This is a genomic window from Marinobacter shengliensis (assembly GCF_003007715.1).
Taxonomy (GTDB): domain Bacteria; phylum Pseudomonadota; class Gammaproteobacteria; order Pseudomonadales; family Oleiphilaceae; genus Marinobacter; species Marinobacter shengliensis.
In genome coordinates this window covers 337,283-356,750 of the sequence record NZ_PXNO01000019.1, presented here as the reverse complement: position 1 = coordinate 356,750, position 19,468 = coordinate 337,283, and the positions used below count along the sequence as shown (strand labels likewise).

The window sequence follows — 19,468 nt, the reverse complement described above, 5'->3', positions numbered from 1 at the left end:
CCGCTATAGTGGCTACGTATTAGTATCCGAATAATCGATGCCGCTCCGGAGCCTGAATGAACCGCCGCCAATTCCTGCAACTGTCCGTTGCCGCCCTTTCGGCTCTGGGGCTGGCCGGTTGTTCAAAATCCGCACCGTTGCGTACTGGCATTCATCCCTGGATTGGTTACGAACCCCTGTACTTGGCGGAGGAGTTTGGCTGGCTGCCGGATTCCGTTCGGCTGGTCAAACATTCGGCAGCCAGCGACTCCATGGCGGGCCTGCTGGCCGGCGAGCTGGATGCCGCTGCCTTGACCCTGGATGAAGCGTTGCGGGTATACGCGGAGGGCGTACCCCTGCGTGTGGTAACGGTTACCAACGTGTCTGTTGGTGCCGATGTCCTGGTGGTCAAACCCTCCATCACCAGTCCTGCCGGGCTCCGGGGCCGGCCCATCGCCGTCGAACTGGGTGGCGTCTCGGGGATTATGCTGTTCTCTATTCTGGAGCGGGCCGGCTTGAGCACCGATCAGGTTTCGTTGGTTGATCTGCCGGTGAATCGCCATTTGTCCGCCTGGCAAAATGGCGATATTGAAGCGTCGGTATGCTACGAGCCGACCGCCTCGGTGCTGGAGCAGGCCGGAGGTACCCGGTTATTCGACAGCAGTCAGGTGCCCGATACCATCTTTGATACCCTGATAGTTACTGAGGCAGCCGCCCGCCGAAAACCCGGTGCGGTGCGTGATCTGGTGTACGGCTACTTCCGGGGCCAGCATCACCTGGTGCGCAGCATGCATGATGCAGTGTATCGAGTGGCCACTCGTCAGGGAATAACGCCGGATTCGGTGCGCCGGTCCCTGGCCACGGTGATGCTTCCGGAGCTTGCAGCCAACCAACGATACCTGGCGCATCATGGCCGGATTGAGGTGGTCGCGAAACGACTGTCCGGCATTCTGGTCCGCGAGGGGTTGATGGCCAGCCATCCTGTTTACGAACGCCTTTGTGACCCGTCATTCCTGCCCCGGAGTTTGTCATGAACCGGCGGTGTTCCCGCACTCTTATTCTGGTGCTAGGCCTGCTGTCCGGGCTCTGGGCACCGTTAGCCGTGGCCAAGGGGGCCGTCACTCTGGGGATTCTGTCTTACCGGCCAGAACCGGTGATCCAGGAACGTTATAGCCTGCTGGCAGAGTATTTGAGCCAGGAAACCGGACTGGAGGTGCGGCTGCGGGTATTTAACCAGGATGACATGAACCGGGCGCTGGCCTCGAATCGGGTGGATTTCTTTTTGACCAACCCCAGCCACTTCCTTGTGATTCGCAGCGAGCGCAGCCTGACCGGGGTGCTGGCCACCCTGCAACGGGAGTGGCAAGGCCGTTCCACTGGCAGTATTGGTGGCCTCATCCTTACCCGCGCCGAACGCAGTGACATCGATCGCCTGGCAGACCTCAGAGGCAAAAGTATAGCTACCCCGGGTATTCATTACCTCGGTGGCTTTCAGGCAGCGGCGCTGGAGCTGAGGGATGCGGGTGTGGACATTCTCCGCCACAATCGGATGGTGCATCTGGGTAATCACGACCGAGTCATTCGAGCGGTATTGACCGGCGATACCGATGTCGGGTTTGTCCGGACCGGCGTATACGAGGAACTCACCCGGGAAAATCCGGCGTTGGCAGACGAGCTGAAAATGATTCATGTCCAGTCGCTGGCCGGCTTTCCGTTTGCGGTGTCTACCCGCCTCTACCCTGAGTGGCCGCTGGTATCTCTGCCCCATGTCGATAGCCAGATTGTGCGTCAGGTGGCGTCTGCGCTGTTTGCTCTGCAACCTGATCATCCCGCTGCCCGGGCGGCGGGCCTGGCGGGGTTTTCACCCCCCGCAGACTACCAGTCGGTCGAAGACCTGGCCCGAACTCTGAGAATGGCGCCCTATGACCAGGTGCCGAGAGTCACCTGGGTGGATGTGCTGAACCAGTACCGGATCTGGGTGCTGACGGTTGCGGTTCTCTTTGTCATGCTCGTGGTCACCAGCCTTTGGCTCAGCCGCAAGAAGCGCCAGCTGGCTACCGAGGAACGGCGCCAGCGTGAGCTCATTGGCAGCTGGCCCCAGCCGATGCTGATGATCCGTAACGGGGAACTGATCAATTGCAACCGGGCTGCCGTGGATCTGGTGGGTTACACCTCCGAGGCATCGCTGTTAGGTAAGGGCTTGCCCACTTTCTCTCCCCATGCGCAGCCGGACGGTACACCTTCCCTGCAAAAAGCGGATGCACTGATCAGGCGGGTAGCGACCGGCGAAGTGGCACAGTCCGAGTGGCTGTTCGTGCGTTCGGACGGTTCCGATGTCTGGGTGGATATGACCCTGGCGCCGGTCTATGAACACGATCAGGAGAGCCCGTCCATTCTCTGTTCCTGGTACGACATTACCCGCCGTAAGTATGCCGAAGAGCGCCAGCGACTGGCCCTGCGAGTGTTTGAGAATGCCCGTGAAGCTATTTTTATCACCGATGCCCACGGTGTTGTCATGGATATCAACGAAGCCTACTCACTGATTACCGGGCGGGACCACAAGGTAGCGGTGGGCAGCCTGCCACCAATGCCCATGGACGAAGGCAGTGCCATCCTGATTGCGGCGCGTAAGCACGGCGTCTGGACCGGTGAATTTGCCAGCAGGCACCGGGATGGTCACGCCATTGTACTCAGCCTTACCCTGAGCAGCGTGTTCGATGAGCAGGGGCAGCTCAGCCATTTTGTCGGGGTGTTCAGTGATGTCACCCAACTCAAGGAAACCGAGAAACAGCTGCGCACCATGGCGCACTATGATTCACTGACCGGCTTGCCGAATCGGGTGCTGTTCTCGGACCGTCTGCAGCAATCCATGGCCCAGGCCCGCCGGCAGAACTATCAGTTGGCGGTGATTTACATCGATCTGGATCATTTCAAACCCATCAACGATGCCTTCGGGCACGATGCAGGGGATGGTTTGTTGGTGGAAGTTGCCCGCCGCATGCGTTCAACCCTGCGCGAGGAAGATACGCTGGCCCGGTTGGGGGGGGATGAATTTGCCGCCATTGTGGTGAACGTCGCCGACCAGCAAACCCTGGAGGCGTTGCTGGTGCGCATATTGACAAAAATTGGCGATCCCGTGTGGGTGGCAGACCACAGCGTTGAAGTATCTGCCAGTCTGGGTTACACCGTTTACCCACAAAACGCGGAGCTGGATGGCGACCAGCTGTTACGCCAGGCAGACCAGGCCATGTATCGCGCCAAACGGGAGGGCAAAAACCGCTACTGCAGGTTTTCCGACTCCGGCAGCTGATGCTGGGCGCCATTGAGCAAATGGGTGGCCGGTTGCCATTTCAGGGCCTTGCTCCACTGGTCATTGAGCCGCCGTACAGAACTCAGGGTATCCAGAGCCTGGTCCCCCAGGGCGGTGCTGAAATCCCGCCGTACCATCATCTGCAACATCGCGTTTTTCAACCGGTGGTAAGTGCCCTCTGCCTCGGCAAGCAACGCCTCAGCCGGGCCTTCTGATGCGACCAGCTCCCGGATGGTATCCAGATAGTGCTCCAGTGTCTCAGCTTGCTCGGCAAACTCTGTTCGGTGGCTTAGCTGCCGTAGCTGCAATAGCCGGGTGGTCAGATCAGTGGCTTCGGCCAGGTAGCGGCAGGTGCGGATGCTGATGGTCAGGGCATCCACCACAGACGGGTGCATTTTTTCCGCCCTCAACCGGCCGATATAGTCAGTGATCGCCCGGTTCAGGTTGCGGATGGCATCGGCTTTCGGCCGGATATCGGCTTCGGTCAGGCTCTCCCGATCAAGACACACCCTCAGCAGGCCCCGGCTATGGCCGATCAGTCGTTTCATTTCCTGGTCCACCGCCCCGATCGCCAGTTCTGGCGTGGTGATCAGGGTATCGTCCAGATAACGGGGCACGGCGTTATCTTCCTCCTTGCTCCGGAACATCCGGCCCAGAAACCGGGCAAAGGGTTTGGTAAACGGCAGCATAATGGCCGCCCCCAGCACATTGAACAGGGTGTGGAACAGCGCCAGAGACACAGCGGGGTTGGCTTCCAGGTTCAGCCAGTCGGTCAGCATCGCCACGGTCCACAGCATCACCGGCAGGATTATCAGGGCGATGGCGCCGGTAAACACGTTGAACAGGATATGGCCAATCGCCAGCCGGCGGGCATTGGCGGTGGCTTTGAGGGCCGACAGGGCAGCCGTAGAAGTGGAGCCCAGGTTGGCGCCGATCACCGCTGCTGCCGCATTGTCGAGACCGATCAAGCCACCGGCTGCAGCGGTCAGAACAATGGCCAGGGCGGCGCTGGAGGATTGCGTCAGAACCGTGGCCAGAAACCCGATGACCAGAAACGTAAACAGGCCATAATCCGGGCTGATAATACCGCCGTCGGTAAAGCCTCCGGCCAGGGATTCCAGTGCGGTCTTGAGAATCGACAGGCCGAGGAAAAACAGCGCAAAGCCCGCCAGCGCCTCCCCCAGGAACTGGTTCCGCTGATTGCGGCTGATCATCTTGAAGCCGACACCGGCGGCCAGCAGCGGCAGCGCCAGGGCTTCGATCTTGAACCCGAACCCCACCAGGCTGACCAGCCAGGCGGTCATGGTGGTGCCTATGTTGGAACCGAAAATGACCCCGAGAGACTGAGCCAGGGTCAGCAGGCCCGCGTTGACAAAGCCAATGGTGGCAACGGTAACCGCCCCGGAATGCTGTACAATACCGGTGATGGCAAAGCCGGCCATCAGGCCCCGCAGGGGTGTCCTGGTCCAGGTACCTAACAGGTGTCGTAACTGGTGGCCAGCGGCGTTCTTCAGGCCGGTGGTCATCATTTCCATGGCCAGCATGAACAGCGCCAAGCCACCGAGAATCTGGAACACGGATGAGATCATGGTTCGGTTGTCGTTGTGGTTTGCGGATTAGTGGCGAGTGTAGCAGAGGTTGGCTGGCACGATGCCTCAGGCCAGGAATTTGCGCACATCCAGTTTGTAGTCTTCCGGGTCCACCGCCCGGATAATCCGGTCCTGATTGCCGGCGCGGGATAGATCGATGGTTTCCACTGTAATCGGTAGTCGAAACCGGGTGTGGTACATCACCCTTACCACGGGCAGGCGCTGATCCTGATCGTTGGTTTCCACCACCACCCCGAGCCGTCCACTCTCAAGCAGCACCAGCGAGCCCACCGGGTACAGGCCGATGCAGCGGATAAACTGTTTCACCAGTTCCGGGTCCAGATGGTCTCCACTCCATTCGAGCAGTTTTTTCAGCCCCTGGGACGGCGTCATACCCTTGTGATACACCCGGTCGGAAGTGATGGCGTCGTAAACATCGGTGATCGCTACCATACGCCCGTATTCGGTGATTTCTTCGCCCTTGAGACCCTCCGGGTAACCACTGCCATCCAGTTTCTCATGGTGCTGAGCAGCGGTAATCACGGCGATTTCGCCGATGCCTTCGGTGCTGGCAAGAATGTCCCTGGAGTGCCGGGCGTGCAGTTTCATCACCTCAAATTCTTCCGCCGTCAGGCGGCCGGGTTTATGCAGGATGTCATCGGGGGTGAGGATCTTGCCAAGGTCATGGAGTAGGGCGCCCACCACGGTTTGATGCAGTACGTCTGCCGGCAGGTTACGGTAGTTGCCGAACAGCGACATCAGCACACTGAGGTTAACGGAGTGTTCCAACAGGTAGTTGTCTTTCTCGCGGATGCGGCCAAGGCAACTCAGGGCGTTGGCGTTTCTCAGAACGGAGTTTTGCAGTTCGTCGGCCAGTTGGTGAATGGGCGCGATATCAATGGCGGCACCCATTTTGACGTTGTTCATGAAACTGCCCACCAGGCCCTGGGCCTGGCTGTGAATCCGCTGAGCGATGACAATCTCTTCGGTCAGGGCAACCTTGTGCTTGATGCCCGGGCGCTGTTCACCTGCATTCTGCAAGGCCTGTTCATTGCGCCGGTCCACTTCCTGGGCGGTCTCAGCGTCCTGGGAGTCCAGACCTTTCTCAACGTCGATGTAGACGTATTGGACCCCCATCCTGCGGATTTTCTCGATGGTCTCTTCCCGCTTGATCACCCCTTTCTTGCGTTGGGTGTTATGGGGAATCCAGTCGTTATTCAGGTCGGAAATGTACATGCCGACCTTCAACGCAGCGATGGGAATGCGTTTGATCATGGTTGTGGGAAGAACGTCCTCAGGCTGTTCTGGTAAGTCTGGGTTAAGACCTGGTCGAGGGGGAGATCCTTCACCTCGGCGATTTTCTCGGCAACAAACGGCAGATAGAACGGGGCGTTTTCCCGGCCACGGTAGGGTACCGGCGTCAGGAAGGGGGCGTCGGTTTCCAGCAGAATCTGCTCGATCGGGGCCATGCGTACGATATCCCGAACGTTTTCCGCCTTGTTGAAGCTGGTGATGCCGTTAAAGCCCAGGCACCAGCCCTGGTCCAGCGCATAACGGGCCAGCCCGGGGCCGGAGGTAAAGCTGTGAATCACGCCCCGGCGGGTCAGGGTCTGCTCAAACTCCTGCAAGATGGCAATGGTGTCGTCGTCTGCGTCGCGGCTGTGAATCACAACGGGGCGATCATTGTCGCAGGCAATCTGCAGCTGGCGACGGAATACCTCCCGTTGCACGCCCCGGTCAGCATTGTCGTAGTAGTAATCCAGACCGATCTCGCCAATGGCGACGATTTTGTCATCCCGGGCGTGTTCGCGGATTTCCGCCTCCACTTCATCGGAATAGCTTTCCGCTTCGTGGGGGTGAATGCCCTGGGTGCCGTACACCCAGGGCTCAAGCTGGCTTAGTTCACGCACGGCGGCCAGGTTGTCCGGAGACACGGCGATGGTGATCACCCGTTCGATGTTTACCTTGCGGCTCTGTTCCAGGGTCTCGGCCAGCGGCCGGTCTTTCAGGTAATCCAGATGGCAGTGGGTCTCGATGATCGGGTGATCAAATACGGGAATCTCACGACGTTTCTTACTCATGCCTGGGGTCTATGCTCCATCACAGCCGTCGCTTGGCTGCTATTCTGAGAATTGGATCACGCCAGTTTATCACCTTGGGTGATTGTTGCATTGCATCGTGCTGATAGGGAGTTTCCTTGATGGAGTATACGGCGTTCGCACGGACATGGTTTCTGGACCCGAAAAAGCCGGCGCTGGGTCGATACCCCAGTCTGCTGGATGACGATGAAAAACTGCCGGCACTGGAGGCGAGCCTGGAAGACATCGGCGAGTACCAGCGCCGGCTTTGGGCCAATGGTCGGAAAGCCCTGTTGCTGGTGATACACGGCCCGGATACCAGTGGCAAAGACAGCCTGATTCGAACCCTTGCTACCTATGCTGACCCGGCCGGCTTTCATGCCTGGTCGTTCAGCCGGCCCACAGCAACAGAATCCGCCCATGATTTCCTTTGGCGTGTCACCCCTTTGTTGCCGGCCTACGGGCAGATGGTGGCCTTCAACCGCAGCCACCACGAAGCGGTGATTGCGGAACGGGTTTGGCCTGTGCGGGCTGAGGAAACCTACGACTGGCAAACCCGGTACCGGGCGATTCGGGATTTCGAGCAGCACCTGGTCAGTGAGGGTACCTGTGTGGTGAAGGTCTGGCTGAACCTGTCCGAAGACGAACACAAGCGAAGGTTGCTAAAGCGCCTGGACAAGCCTCGTAAACGGTGGAAGTTTGACCGCTCCGATATCGAGGGCTGGAAACTGCGAGACAAATACCAGGCGTATGCGGAGGAAGCGCTGGCAGCCACCCATTCCAATGAGGCTCCCTGGTTTATTGTGCCCGGAGATCGCAAATCCGAGGCTCGGGCCGTTGTCGCAGCCCTGGTGGCCGAAGTTTTGAAGCAGCTGGCACCGGATTATCCGGAGGAGCATCCGGATGTACTGGAAGAGTATCGGACCCTGCTGGCTGAGAATGGCGTGGAGTAACGGAGGCGAGTTATGCATATCGTGGTTGTAGGCGGTGGTGTGGTCGGCGTTACCACGGCTCGTGAGCTGCTGCGCCGTGGCCACCAGGTAACGGTGCTGGAGCGCCATCCGCTGGCCGGTAACGAGACCAGCAAAGGCAACGCGGCCCAGCGATCCTATGGTGTGGTCTATCCCTGGGCAGACCCCTCGATGGTGTTCAAGGCCTTGCCCTGGATTCTGCAGAAATCCGGCCCATTGAAACTGAAAGTGCCGCCGTCACTGGATGCCATGCGGTTCATGTTCGCCACACTTCGTTATGCCTGGTCGCCGGGTCTGTTCGGATTGAACAAACGGGCCATGTTGCGCCTGGGCATGCACAGTCGGGAGCGCTTCCTGGCCCTTGAGCAGGAACACGATCTGGCCTTCGACGGCCAGCATCGGGGGCTGCTGCACCTGGCCAGCAAGCCGGAGGCCATGGATGACTACCGGGCTATTCACGAACTGCTGAATGACATGGGTATTGCCTCCCGGCTATTGACGCCTGTACAGGTCAGGGAAACGGAACCGGGCATGACCGGTGATGGCCCCCTGTACGGTGCCATCAGCTACGACACGGATGGCACGGGCGACTGCCATCTGTTTTCCCGCTCACTGGCAAGGGTGTGTGAGCAACTGGGCACAAACTTTCGATACGACGTGAAAGTGGAGCGGCTGGTTGCCGACGAAACTCGGGTAAACGCGGTGCAACTGACCAACGCGGACGGCCGGCTGGAAACCCTGGAGGCAGACGCCTTTGTAGTCTGCGCTGGTTGCTGGTCACCGCAACTGGTAAAGCCACTGGGGCTGCGTTTGCCAATCTATCCGATCAAGGGTTACAGCATCACCGTACCCCTGCATGATACGGCCAAGGGGCCGGTCAGTACGATTCACGATGACAACTTCAAGGTGGTGTCTACCCGCCTGGGCGACCGGTTGCGGGCAACCGGATTTGTCGAGCTGGCGGACTTCAACCGGGACATTCCGCAAGCGCGGATTGAAACCATCAAACGGTCCGTTGAATCCCGTTTTCCGGGGTGTGCGGACCTGGCGGCGGCAGAGGCGTGGACCGGGTTCCGCCCGATGACGCCGGATGGCCCAGCCATCATCGGCAAAGGCCCCAGGGACAACCTGTTCCTGAATACCGGCCACGGCACGTTCGGCTGGACCCTGTCTGCCGGCAGTGCAGACGTGATTGCGCAGGTAATCGATGGTGAAGAGCCGGCAGTGGTACTGGACCCCTTCCGGCCCGGACGCTTTTCGGAATAGCGTCAGAGTTTGCGCTCGATATTGCCGCACAGGGTGTGAACGAAGCCGATATCCCGGTCAGACAGCAGCGGCAGTTTTTCGAACACCCACTGGGACAGCTTTTCGTCCGCCGGAGCGTCCAGTTCTGGCAACAGGCCCTCCAGCCGCGAGCGCAGTGCCGCCAGTCCTGATGTGCTGGCCGCAGTTTCCAACTGTTCACTGGTTTTTTGCAGCCCGGACAGCTCCCAGGCGTAAAGCATCACCGCCTGGGCCAGGTTCAGGGATGGATAGGTCACCGCCATGGGGAATCCGGTCAGCAGATCGCACAGGGCCAGCTCCTCGTTGGCCAGGCCCCGGTCTTCCCGCCCGAATACCAGGGCAGCGGTGGCAGCCGACTCCCCCTTATTGGATAGCACCGCGCGAAGTGCGGCGGGCTCGTGCCAGTCCTGCCGGTTATGCCGGGGCTTGGCCGAGGTGCCCATCAGCAGATCCGCGGAGTTTCTTACCGCGGCCAGATCAGGGAAAATGCGCGCATTGTCGAGAATGTGATCACTGCCATGCGCCAGCCAGTGGGCTTCCGGCCGGGTATGCAGGTCGGAATTGACCAGCCACAGCTCGGAAAAACCCATGGTACACAGGGCCCGGGCAGCCGCGCCGACGTTCTCCGGAACTTTTGGTTCAACCAGTACAAAGGCCAGTTTCATGACGTTACCTCCGGCGGCGAGTGTACACCAGTCGCCCGTGACTTTTTACAACCGCTGGCAGGCCGTGAACGACTGGCTTGCCCGGCATCAACCCCTCTGGCGTCCGATTCCTTTCATGGAGCCCGCGCCGGCGTGGATCCGGGATTATCCGGAACTGGCGGGCTGGCTGGAAGCGCTGGATGACCATGCCTGTGAGTATCTGGAAGAGAATCTGGCGGAGCTCTCGCAGAACGTCGCCCGTTTCGTCCCGGACCTCGCCGGTTACCCTGACCTGATAGCGGTGCCGGCCCTTGCCACCACCGAAGAAAGCCGGGCGGCGGCGCTGGCCGAAGTGGCTGCGGTGGATATGCCGGGGCGCAAGCGCGAGCAAGCGGGCGCCTTTTCAGCATCGGTGCGGCCATTGACTGGGCCGGTACTGGACTGGTGCTGCGGCAAGGGCCATCTGGCCCGCACTCTGGTTGGGCAAGGAGCGCCTTCGGTGCTGGGGTTTGAATGGAATCCGGAACTGGTGGCGGATGGCAATCGCCTCGCGCAGCATTACCAGGATCCTGTCATCCTGCGCCATCAGGATGTCATGGCTGAAACCCTGGCCTGGCCCGGCAAGGCTCATGGTGTTGCCTTGCATGCCTGCGGCGACCTGCACCGGCAATTGATTCGCCGAGGCAGCGCGGAACAGACGTCGCGCCTGAGCTTTTCACCCTGCTGTTATCATCTGACGGATCATGAAAACTACCGGTTGATGTCTGATCAGGCATCGCAATACACCGGTGCGGTCACGCTCGACCGAAATGGCCTGCGACTGGCCGTTCAGGAGACTGTTACGGCGCCGGCCAGGGTGCGCGAGCAAACCTGGCAAATCAGTATCTGGCGCCTGGGCTTTGATGCTCTTCAGCGGCACCTTCGCAGCGTTGATAGCTACCTTCCAGTACCATCCCATCCCGGGCGTTTGAATGCGGGTGATTTCAGAACCTTCTGTGCCTGGGCGGCCGATAAAAAGCGCCTGGAGCTGCCGGAAAATCTGGACTGGCAGCACTGGCTGGCGGAAGGGGAGCGCCGGTTCCAGAAGGTACGCCGGCACGAACTGCTGCGGCACCTGTTCCGGCGGCCGCTGGAGCTCTGGCTGGTGTTCGATTATGCGATGTTTCTTGAGGAGCAGGGCTATCGGGTGCGGCTGGGGGCCTTCTGTGAGCGCTCACTGACTCCGCGCAACCTGTTGCTGGATGCGGTCAGGGTATCGGACTGATGTTTTTCTGAGGAGCGTTGGCCCGGAAACAAACAAGGCGCCAGAGGGCGCCTTGTTTGCTCATTACCTTATGTGTTGGTCTTAGCGACTAACCTGAATGCGTGCTTCAACACGGCGGTTCTGGGCACGGCCAGCGGCCGTGTCGTTGCTGGCAATCGGCTCGGCTTCGCCATAACCCATGGCGCTTACGCGATCCGGGTCAACGCCCAGAACCGTGGTCAGCCGGTTAGCAACGGCCTCGGCACGACGCTGGGACAGGAAGCGGTTGTACTCGGCGTCACCAATGCTGTCGGAGTGACCCGCGATTTCCACGGTGGTTTCCGGGTACTCGGCCATGAAGTCCGCCACGCGACGGATTTCGTTATCGAACGTGGCATCAATCACGGAGCTGTTCGTGGGGAACTGAACTCGCAGCTCAATGGTTTCGACGGTTTCAGTCACACCTTCGCAGCCGCGCTCGTCAACGGTGGCACCGGCAGCGGTATTCGGGCATTCGTCGCGGTAATCCGGCACGCCGTCACCGTCGCTGTCCACCGGGCAGCCCCGGCTGTCTACCTGAACACCGGCTGGCGTGTTCGGGCACTGATCGCGGTTATCGGGCACACCATCACCGTCTGAATCTGCGGGAGCCGGTGCTGGCGCGGGGGCAGGAGCGGGCTTCGAGGAAGCAACGGTGCGGGTGAAGGCCCAGCTCAGGCCAAGTGAGGCCATGGTGTCAAAGGTGCTTTCATCAATACCGTGGAACTCTCGGAGATCGCCACGGATGGAGATGCTGTCGCTGACGTTGTAGCGGAAGCCCACGCCCACGTTCACGCGGGTTTCTTCGTGATCGGTGCCTGCAGTGGTGTAGGAAATAGTATCACCCACACCAAATTCCGCATGGCCGGCACCCAGTGATACGTACGGGTTCCAGGCCGCGTCCGGGCCGGCAAAGTAGTAGGTGCCGTCGATTCTCAGTTCCTGGAACTCGGACTCTCCTGCAACGTACTTACGGTCAGCATCGGCGCGTGAATACACAGCTTCAACAGACCAGCGCGGCAGGAAGCGGTACTCAACACCGACACCAAAGGTGCCGGTTTCGCTCAGATCCCGTTTGTCATCAAACAGCTGGAAGCCGGCGAACGGGTTCAGGTAAATGGTTTCCTGGCGGTCGGCCAGAGCGGGCGTGGCAAGGGATGCTGTAAGGGCGGCCAGAGCGACCGGGCGCATGATCTTCATGCAGAACCTCCTGTTTAGTTGTTATTTCCTGCAGTTCTCTCAGGAATGAAAACTCCGAAAAACACCTGTATTACTCGGAATTTAGGTCAGTAAGCCAAAAAAAACAAAAAAATGACAGTAGTTGGTACGTCGGGAATTGTACGCAGTTCACTGACAGCGTCGTTTTAATCTGATGTCGCCGTGAAATACAGATGAGCGCTCTTCTTGCTGAAGTTCAGGGTATCGCCATTGGCAAAACGCACTTCAAACGAACTTTCATCCTCTGACGTCACGTCGCCAGCGCCAAAGATGGCGTGGACAACACGCGCATGGTGCCAAACCGGTTCCGTGGTATCAGCCTCAGGCGCAGTCTGGCCTTCAATGACAATCCCCTCCCGGTCTGCATAACGCAGGCTGACCGGTGTCAGGGGCACGGTCAGGCTCAGTGACCCTGTTCCTGCCGGATAGTTCCCCTCCAGTGCGGCACCCAGTTCCCTGGACAGCTCAAAGCAAAACTCGGCCACAAACCGGCTGGGACCCTGGTCGCCCTCAAGGTGGGGTTGTTGACTGGCTGGCCGGGTGATCAGATGCAGGGCCTGTCGGGTTCGTGTCATGGCCACGTAGAGCAGGCGCCGTTCGCTTTCCAACAGTGCCCTGGCATCGTCCTGGGGCCTTGGGCTGTAGGGCAGGTATTTCTCCTGCAGGCCAGGAATAATCACCACTGGCCACTCAAGCCCCTTGGTGCGATGGATGGTGGACAGCAACACCCCGTGCCCCTGCTGCTCTCCTGCCTGCTGTTTCAGCGCCTTGAGATGATCCAGTGCGTCCTCAGCCGTCAGATCCAGTCCTTTCAGGTAATCCCGGAAACCCTGTACCGTATCAATGCGCTCCTCGGCACTGTCATGGGTCAGTGCCAGGCTGCGAATGCCCTCGTAGAGCTCCAAGTGCTCCGCATACACACTGATCAGCCCGGCCACCGGCCCCTTGTATCGCTCAAGCTGCGCCAGCACCTCCCCCAGCTTGCGAAGTTTGCGGCCCGCCATCGGGGCAAGCGCGTCAAAATCCATCGCAAGCAGCCGCTCATGCCAGGCCCCGTCAAACGCCGCCAGGAACTGTGCCAGGTTCTCCAGTTCAGGCTCTTTCAGGCCCACATGGGGAAACCGGAGCAGCAGCCGCGCCAGATCCAACCGGTCGGTATCCGGCAGCAACTTCAGCCGGCCGGTGACCACCATCAGCAGGGCAGTTATCGCCTGCACCTCGCGACTGAACAGCGCCCCCTTGCCGGCGTCAATCCGATAAGGCATCTGTTGGGCCAGCAACTTCAGCTCAATCGGTACACTCTGACTCCACACCCGGAACAGAATTGCGGTCTGACTGCTCTGCTCCGGCGCCTGCTGCTGCAGAATACGCAGCACCTGATCACCGTCATTCTCCGCCCGATGCAGGTCCACGGTGGTCGCCGGCGTGGACGGATGCGAATGACACATCACATCCTTACGCCCGGTGTTGTGACAGATCAGATGATTGGCCAGCAGCGCCACCTGATGCCCGTACCGGAAGGTGTAGCTTAGCGTCTGCTCCAGCGGGCTCTCAAACTCATCACTGAACCGGCGCAAAATAAACTCCGGCTTCGCCCCGCGAAACTCATAAATGGTCTGGTCCGGATCCCCCACCACCGTCACCCGCGCCCGGTCACCGGCCACGTAGCGCAACAACAGATGCTGAATCTCATTGGTATCCTGGTACTCATCCACCAGAATCAGATCCATCTTGTTGCCGACCAAGCGCTGCAACGGCGGGTTCTGATGAATCGCCATCACCGGCTCATACAACATATCCGCATAACTGATCCGCCCCTGGCCTTTACGCCACTGCTCGAAACCGTGGAACAAATCGATCAGATACCGGTGCTTATCGGAATACCCCAACTCCTCAAACACCACCTCCGCCGGCGACAACCCGGTCTTCACCAGATCAATAAACCCGGTGGCCGTCTCCACAAACTCCTTCTTGTTGCGCCGAATCTCATCCGCCAGATCCTCCGGCGCCAGCCGCCGGGTCAACAACCACGCCTGAAACGCGATCTCCTGCTCGGTCAGAATCTTCTCCGAAAACCCGGGCAGATACCCCTCCCGGACAAACCGCTTGTACAGCCGCAGCCCCATGGCGTGATACGTCCGAATCTCCGGCAACGCCAGCCCGGACCGATCACACACCTCCTGCAGCTTCCGCTCAAAATCCACCCGGGCACTGCGATTGAACATCAACACCAGCATCCGGTCCGGATCATGCCCTTGCTCCAGCAAAAACCGAATCCGCCAGGCCAGCGTCGACGTCTTGCCACTGCCCGCCACGGCAGTGATCACCGCATGCTCATAGCCGGCCGTAATAATCGCCCGCTGCTCATCGGTGAGAAACTCGGGCAGGTGAGAGATATCCGGGATTTGGGGTTTGGTAGGCATGCGGGCTATTGTACTGGCCAACTGGTAGCGGGAATAGCGCTCCCGCATAATTGCCGAGGCGATCTTTTGCGCTTTTGACTACACCACCCGTGTTTGAAAACAGGGTTCGGGTAGCCTTTCCAAAACTGTGCGGAGCCATGGATGGCGGAGCCCAAGCGTCACATGGATGTGCCGCAAGGAGCGTGTTTTGGAAAGGCTACCCGAACCCTGTCAACTCCGAAACTGGAAGGCTAGGAAATGCAGAACTCTGAAGCACTGAACGTACTGGGCGAAAAACTGGAAACCTGCGGTAACAACCCGACAACCGGCTTCTACCGCGACGGCTGCTGCAACACCGGCCCCGATGACCTGGGCAACCACACCGTCTGCGCCATCGTCACCGCCGACTTCCTCGACTACTCCAAAGCCCAGGGCAACGACCTCTCCACCCCCAGACCCGAATTCGGCTTCCCCGGCCTCAAACCGGGCGACAGCTGGTGCCTCTGCGCCGGCCGCTGGCAACAAGCCTTCGAAGCCAACAGTGCCCCGCGGGTCAAACTGCGCGCCACCCACCAAAGAGCCCTTGAAGCTTGCGAACTTGCTGACCTAAAAGCCCATGCCGCGGATCTCAGCTGAATGACTGACACAAGCCGGGAGCATCCGACCGCAGACTGGCAAAGCCTGCAAGCCAGGCTCAGAACCATCGGCCACCGCCGCCTGATTCTGGTAGAGGGCTCGCAGGAAAACACCTGCACCTGGATGCACCGGCAACTGTCCCGGATGAATACCAGCCACAGCTTGTGGGTTGGCCGGGCCGAACACGCCGAAGCCGTGGGCCTGCCACACCTTCAGGCCAACCATTACCAGCAATGGCTGGGCCGGGAAACCAGCCTGCTGGTTTGGGACGGCTGGCAAGGCAATCCGCCAGATGCCTTTGCGGCACTGGCAGGCACGCTGCAGGCCGGAGGGTTACTGTTCTGGCTGGTGCCGCCCCTGGATCGGTGGCGTCACTATGGCGATCCGGATTATGTCCGCACTGGCCTTGATCAAGCCAAAGAGCACCCATTTGCCGCCAGGCTGGCGATGGTGATCGGTGGCGATGCCTCCATCATCCGGGTACAGGCAGACGACTCAGGCTTGGCTAACTGGCCGGAATTGCCGGCACATACTGCCGGTTTCACCCCGCAAACCACCGATGAACAGCAACAACTGCTGCAACACCTGGTGCGGTTCGGCCAGGGCCGCCGCCGACGCCCCCTGGTGATCACCGCCGACCGGGGCCGTGGCAAGTCTGCCGCCATGGGCATCGCTGCGGCCCGTCTGCTCCTGGCCGGTCGCGAGCAGGTGCTGGTGACGGCACCTTCCCGGGATAACGTGGATACCCTGTTCAGGCACGCAGTGCTCGAACTTGGCGAAGAACTGGCTGAGCAATCGGAATCGGAACTTGTGAGCCGTACAGGCCACCGCCTGAGCTACATGCCAGTGCCAGAGCTGCTTGCCGCCCGCCCGGCCGCCGAAGTGGTTCTGGTGGACGAAGCGGCCGGCCTGCCGGCGCACTGGTTACGCGACATACTGTTGGGCTGGCCGAGGGTGGCTTTTGCCACCACGGTTCATGGCTATGAAGGCACCGGGCGTGGTTTTGCTATCCGGTTTCGCGAGATTCTCGACCGGGAAACGCCCCACTGGCGCGGAATCCCGTTACACCAGCCGGTACGCTGGGCTGGTGATGATCCTTTGGAACAGCTGGTGTTCAGGCTGTTTCTGTTGGCCGCCGAGGGTGCGGTAGAACCCGTGCCGGAGGTTGCTGACGTTGATATTCAGCCCTGGGTACCGGCTGACGCCAGCGAGCAGGAGCTGTCACAGGCTTTCGGTCTGCTGGTCGATGCTCACTACCGGACAACGCCGGCAGACTTGCGGCAATGGCTGGATGACCCCGGCGCGCAATCCTGGCGCGCAGTGTATCGGGGACAAACGGTGGGTGTGCTTTGGGGTACTGTGGAAGGTGGCATTGAAGCAGGGTTGGCCGAGCAGGTAGCGCAGGGCCGTCGCCGGTTGCGGGGCCACCTGCTGGCACAATCCCTGGCCAGCCATGGTGGCTTTCCGGAAGCGGCCAGCCTGAAAACCCTGAGAGTGGTCCGCATTGCAGTTGTGGAACAGGCCCGCCATCTGGGGATAGGTCGCCAACTGGTGGATGCTGCCGCCGCGGCTTGCCGCGGGCAGGGCCTGGACGCGATCGGTACCAGCTTTGGTGGCAACGACCCGTTGGTCAGATTCTGGCAGGCTTGTGATTTTCGGGTGGTTCGTCTGGGTTTGCGCCAGGAAGCGAGCACCGGCGAGTTTCCGGTGCAGATGATGCGCGGCCTGTCCGATGCCGGAGCCAGTCTGGAAACGCAACTGAGAACCCGGTTTGCCCGCCACTGGCAAGTGTTGGTTCCTCGCCACTGGTCGCAGCTTGAGCCGGTACTGATGGGCACCCTGGGCGCAGACTTGCCGCCAGACACCGGCCCGGATAACAACGACCGGCGTGACCTGAACAGTTTTGCCCATGGTTATCGCGGGTTCGAGCTGAGCTTGCCGATGCTGCAAGCGGTAAGCGCCGCCCCGGGAGTGATGGCCTGGCTTTGCCAGCAACCGGACTTTCCGTTGTGGTGCCGGGCGGTGCTTCAGGGTTGGTCGTGGGCAGCACTGCAGGCTGCGTTACTGTGCAGCGGTCAGCGGGATGGTGAGCAGCGGCTCCGGGGGTTGGCCTGTCAACTTCTGCAAAACGGGCCCGAGTTGTGAACGGTTCGATTTAATTCTTGCCATCGGCTGCTCAGAATAGCTGCAAAAATCACACAAGAGATTGCTCATTATGGCCAGGGAAGCAGGCAAGGTTGTTCTTCTATTCGTCACCGTCACATTAGCGTTGCTGTCTGGCTGCGCGTCAACGGGCGCCGGAAAAGGTGCAGCCGACAATCCCGGAGATCCGGGCCAGCTAATGGCAGCGGTCAAGGCCGATGAAGACCGGGCAGTGCTCAACCTGCTGTCGCAGGGAGTCAGTCCGAATGTTCAGGCTGATGCCGGGGAAAGCCCGCTGATGGTGGCCTCAACTAACGGTAATCGCCGGATTGTGCGCCTGCTTCTGGCGGCGGGTGCAGATGTGAATGCCCGGGATGCCCGTGGTTATACTGCCGTTATTCACGCGGCGGAAAACGGCCACCTGGCGGTGGTCAGGGCCTTGCTGGCGGCCGGAGCCAATGTGAATGTCAGCCAGGACGGGCAATCCCTGTTGATGAAAGTGGTGGAAAGCGGCGACTTGCTGACCGCCGAAATGCTGCTGGCGGCTGGGGCCGATGTTCACTTCCGGAGCGCCGATGGTCGCACCGCCCTGGACCTGGCCCGGGCCAGTAACAACCAGGACCTGGAAATGTTGCTGGTCCAGGCGGGCGCTGCGCGGTAGCCGGGCCAGGTTAGTCGAGGCCCATCGGGTCGTCGGTATCATCCCACACCGGCTGAAAGTGCCGCTCGATAACGTCCTCAGGCACATCCGCTACCGACGGGTAGGACCACACCGGCGACCGGTCTTTATCGACCAGCAGCGCGCGAATGCCTTCCACCAGATCGGGGCGGCGCGTGCACTCCTGTGCCATGGCCAGCTCCATTCGGAAGATGTCCTTCAGCGACATCTGCTGACCTTTTTGCAGTTGGTGCCAAACCAGCCAGGCAGTGACCGGTGAACCCTGCCGGAGGGTTTGCTGACAGGCTTGCCACCAGGGGTCTTCATTGCGGGCAGACAGCAGTTGGTCCACCACGGCTGGCAGCTCATCGCCAGCACTCAGGCGCGCAATGGTCTGTTCGTGCTGCTCCAGGTGGCCGGCCGCCAGACTGCGATAGTCCAGCGCTTCAATCTGACTGAGCAGGCGGAACAGACGGTTGTCGTCTGCCGCCGCTTCACCGGTCCAGCGTTCGTCCTGTAGCCGAGAGAGCAGGGCGCTAGCCTGCTCAGGCTCGATAACCAGGTCGGCCAGGCCCACCCGAAGTGCGTCGCTGACGTTGAGCCGCGCTCCGGTCAGGCCCATGAACAGGCCCAGGCGCCCTGGCAGGCGGTTAAGGAACCAGCTGGCACCGACATCCGGAAACAGACCGATGCTGATCTCGGGCATGGCCAGGGTGACATCCGGGGTTACCAGGCGGTAGCGGCAGGCCGATAACAGGCCCAGCCCACCCCCCATGACAATGCCGTGTGCCAGGCCGATGACCGGTTTTGGAAAACGGTGAACGCTGAAGTCCAGGCGGTATTCACGAGTAAAGAAGCGGGCCGGGGCCTCGGCGTCGCCTTGGCCTTTCAGGGCATCGTAGAGAGTACGGATGTTACCGCCGGCGCAGAATGCGCGGTCACCAGCCCCCCGTAGTACCACCAGGCAGATCCGATCGTCCTCGGCCCAGGCATCCAGGGCCTCCTGAGCCTGAATGATCATCTCTTCGGTCAGTGCATTAAGGGTATCGGGTGAATTCAGTGTCAGCAGGCCAATATGGCCTTCCCGGCAAGGGAGTTCCTGAACCTCTACAGGCATGAAGTGTCTCTCCGGCAATCACATTGTTCTGTTACAGGTCGCAGTTAGCGGTTTGTTCGTACTGTCCTTTACCCGGTCCGAGAGTAAAAGAGGACCATGGTCGCACGAATGTCCTTGATCTATCACATTTGAGGCAGGGGCCGCCTGTGCTATAAGTG

Annotated in this window: 15 protein-coding genes; 8 read left to right on the top strand and 7 right to left on the bottom strand. The window is 60.3% G+C overall.

Annotation, left to right across the window (positions count from 1 at the left end; all coding sequences use genetic code 11):
- Nucleotides 1-56 precede the first annotated feature (56 nt).
- Both C7H10_RS05360 and C7H10_RS05355 read left to right on the top strand, forming a co-directional pair.
- The gene (locus C7H10_RS05360; RefSeq protein WP_106694039.1) at nucleotides 57-1,013 is read left to right on the top strand and encodes an ABC transporter substrate-binding protein; all 957 of its coding nucleotides are present in this window, start codon (nucleotides 57-59) and stop codon (nucleotides 1,011-1,013) included.
- Nucleotides 1,010-3,289, top strand: a complete 2,280-nt coding sequence (locus C7H10_RS05355; protein ID WP_106694038.1) for a diguanylate cyclase domain-containing protein — start codon at nucleotides 1,010-1,012, stop codon at nucleotides 3,287-3,289. The genes C7H10_RS05360 and C7H10_RS05355 overlap by 4 nt, the downstream gene beginning before the upstream one ends.
- Here the strand turns inward: C7H10_RS05355 and C7H10_RS05350 are convergent.
- From C7H10_RS05350 to C7H10_RS05340, 3 genes are all read right to left on the bottom strand, one after another.
- A complete protein-coding gene (locus C7H10_RS05350) occupies nucleotides 3,259-4,878 on the bottom strand; it encodes a Na/Pi cotransporter family protein (RefSeq protein WP_106694037.1) in 1,620 nt (539 codons plus the stop codon). The genes C7H10_RS05355 and C7H10_RS05350 overlap by 31 nt on opposite strands.
- A 66-nt stretch (nucleotides 4,879-4,944) precedes the next feature.
- Entirely contained in the window at nucleotides 4,945-6,153 is a 1,209-nt protein-coding gene (locus C7H10_RS05345) for a cyclic di-GMP phosphodiesterase (RefSeq protein WP_106694036.1), read from the bottom strand.
- The gene (locus C7H10_RS05340; protein WP_061330902.1) at nucleotides 6,150-6,959 is read right to left on the bottom strand and encodes a TatD family hydrolase; all 810 of its coding nucleotides are present in this window, start codon (nucleotides 6,957-6,959) and stop codon (nucleotides 6,150-6,152) included. The genes C7H10_RS05345 and C7H10_RS05340 overlap by 4 nt, the downstream gene beginning before the upstream one ends.
- Nucleotides 6,960-7,078: 119 nt before the next feature.
- On the opposite strand from C7H10_RS05340, the gene C7H10_RS05335 reads away from it, so the two are divergent.
- Both C7H10_RS05335 and C7H10_RS05330 read left to right on the top strand, forming a co-directional pair.
- Nucleotides 7,079-7,909, top strand: a complete 831-nt coding sequence (locus tag C7H10_RS05335) for a polyphosphate kinase 2 family protein (RefSeq protein ID WP_106694035.1) — start codon at nucleotides 7,079-7,081, stop codon at nucleotides 7,907-7,909.
- Between the two features lie 12 nt (nucleotides 7,910-7,921).
- The gene (locus C7H10_RS05330) at nucleotides 7,922-9,193 is read left to right on the top strand and encodes a D-amino acid dehydrogenase (protein ID WP_106694034.1); all 1,272 of its coding nucleotides are present in this window, start codon (nucleotides 7,922-7,924) and stop codon (nucleotides 9,191-9,193) included.
- A gap of 2 nt (nucleotides 9,194-9,195) precedes the next feature.
- Here the strand turns inward: C7H10_RS05330 and C7H10_RS05325 are convergent, their stop codons facing one another.
- Nucleotides 9,196-9,876, bottom strand: coding sequence for a tRNA/rRNA methyltransferase (locus tag C7H10_RS05325; protein WP_106694033.1), 681 nt, complete (start codon nucleotides 9,874-9,876; stop codon nucleotides 9,196-9,198).
- Here C7H10_RS05325 and C7H10_RS05320 point away from each other — a divergent pair.
- Nucleotides 9,875-11,119: a methyltransferase gene (locus tag C7H10_RS05320; RefSeq protein WP_106694032.1), complete on the top strand. Its 1,245-nt coding sequence runs from the start codon at nucleotides 9,875-9,877 to the stop codon at nucleotides 11,117-11,119. The two genes, C7H10_RS05325 and C7H10_RS05320, sit on opposite strands and share 2 nt — an antisense overlap.
- A gap of 81 nt (nucleotides 11,120-11,200) precedes the next feature.
- Here C7H10_RS05320 and C7H10_RS05315 read toward each other — a convergent pair whose 3' ends face one another.
- Together C7H10_RS05315 and C7H10_RS05310 are read right to left on the bottom strand one after the other, a co-directional pair.
- The gene (locus C7H10_RS05315; protein WP_106694031.1) at nucleotides 11,201-12,337 is read right to left on the bottom strand and encodes an OmpA family protein; all 1,137 of its coding nucleotides are present in this window, start codon (nucleotides 12,335-12,337) and stop codon (nucleotides 11,201-11,203) included.
- A 164-nt stretch (nucleotides 12,338-12,501) separates the two neighbouring features.
- Entirely contained in the window at nucleotides 12,502-14,826 is a 2,325-nt protein-coding gene (locus tag C7H10_RS05310; RefSeq protein ID WP_106694030.1) for an ATP-dependent helicase, read from the bottom strand.
- A gap of 189 nt (nucleotides 14,827-15,015) precedes the next feature.
- Here C7H10_RS05310 and C7H10_RS05305 point away from each other — a divergent pair, with 189 nt between their 5' ends.
- The 3 genes from C7H10_RS05305 to C7H10_RS05295 all read left to right on the top strand — a co-directional run bounded on the left by C7H10_RS05305 (nucleotide 15,016) and on the right by C7H10_RS05295 (nucleotide 18,196).
- On the top strand, nucleotides 15,016-15,393 hold the full coding sequence (locus C7H10_RS05305; RefSeq protein ID WP_106694029.1) for a DUF2237 family protein: 378 nt from the start codon (nucleotides 15,016-15,018) through the stop codon (nucleotides 15,391-15,393).
- On the top strand, nucleotides 15,394-17,538 hold the full coding sequence (locus C7H10_RS05300) for a tRNA(Met) cytidine acetyltransferase TmcA (RefSeq protein ID WP_106694028.1): 2,145 nt from the start codon (nucleotides 15,394-15,396) through the stop codon (nucleotides 17,536-17,538).
- A gap of 70 nt (nucleotides 17,539-17,608) precedes the next feature.
- Nucleotides 17,609-18,196, top strand: a complete 588-nt coding sequence (locus C7H10_RS05295; protein WP_061330894.1) for an ankyrin repeat domain-containing protein — start codon at nucleotides 17,609-17,611, stop codon at nucleotides 18,194-18,196.
- Nucleotides 18,197-18,206: 10 nt separating this feature from the next.
- Here the strand turns inward: C7H10_RS05295 and C7H10_RS05290 are convergent, their stop codons facing one another.
- Entirely contained in the window at nucleotides 18,207-19,310 is a 1,104-nt protein-coding gene (locus C7H10_RS05290) for an enoyl-CoA hydratase/isomerase family protein (protein ID WP_106694027.1), read from the bottom strand.
- Nucleotides 19,311-19,468 lie beyond the last annotated feature (158 nt).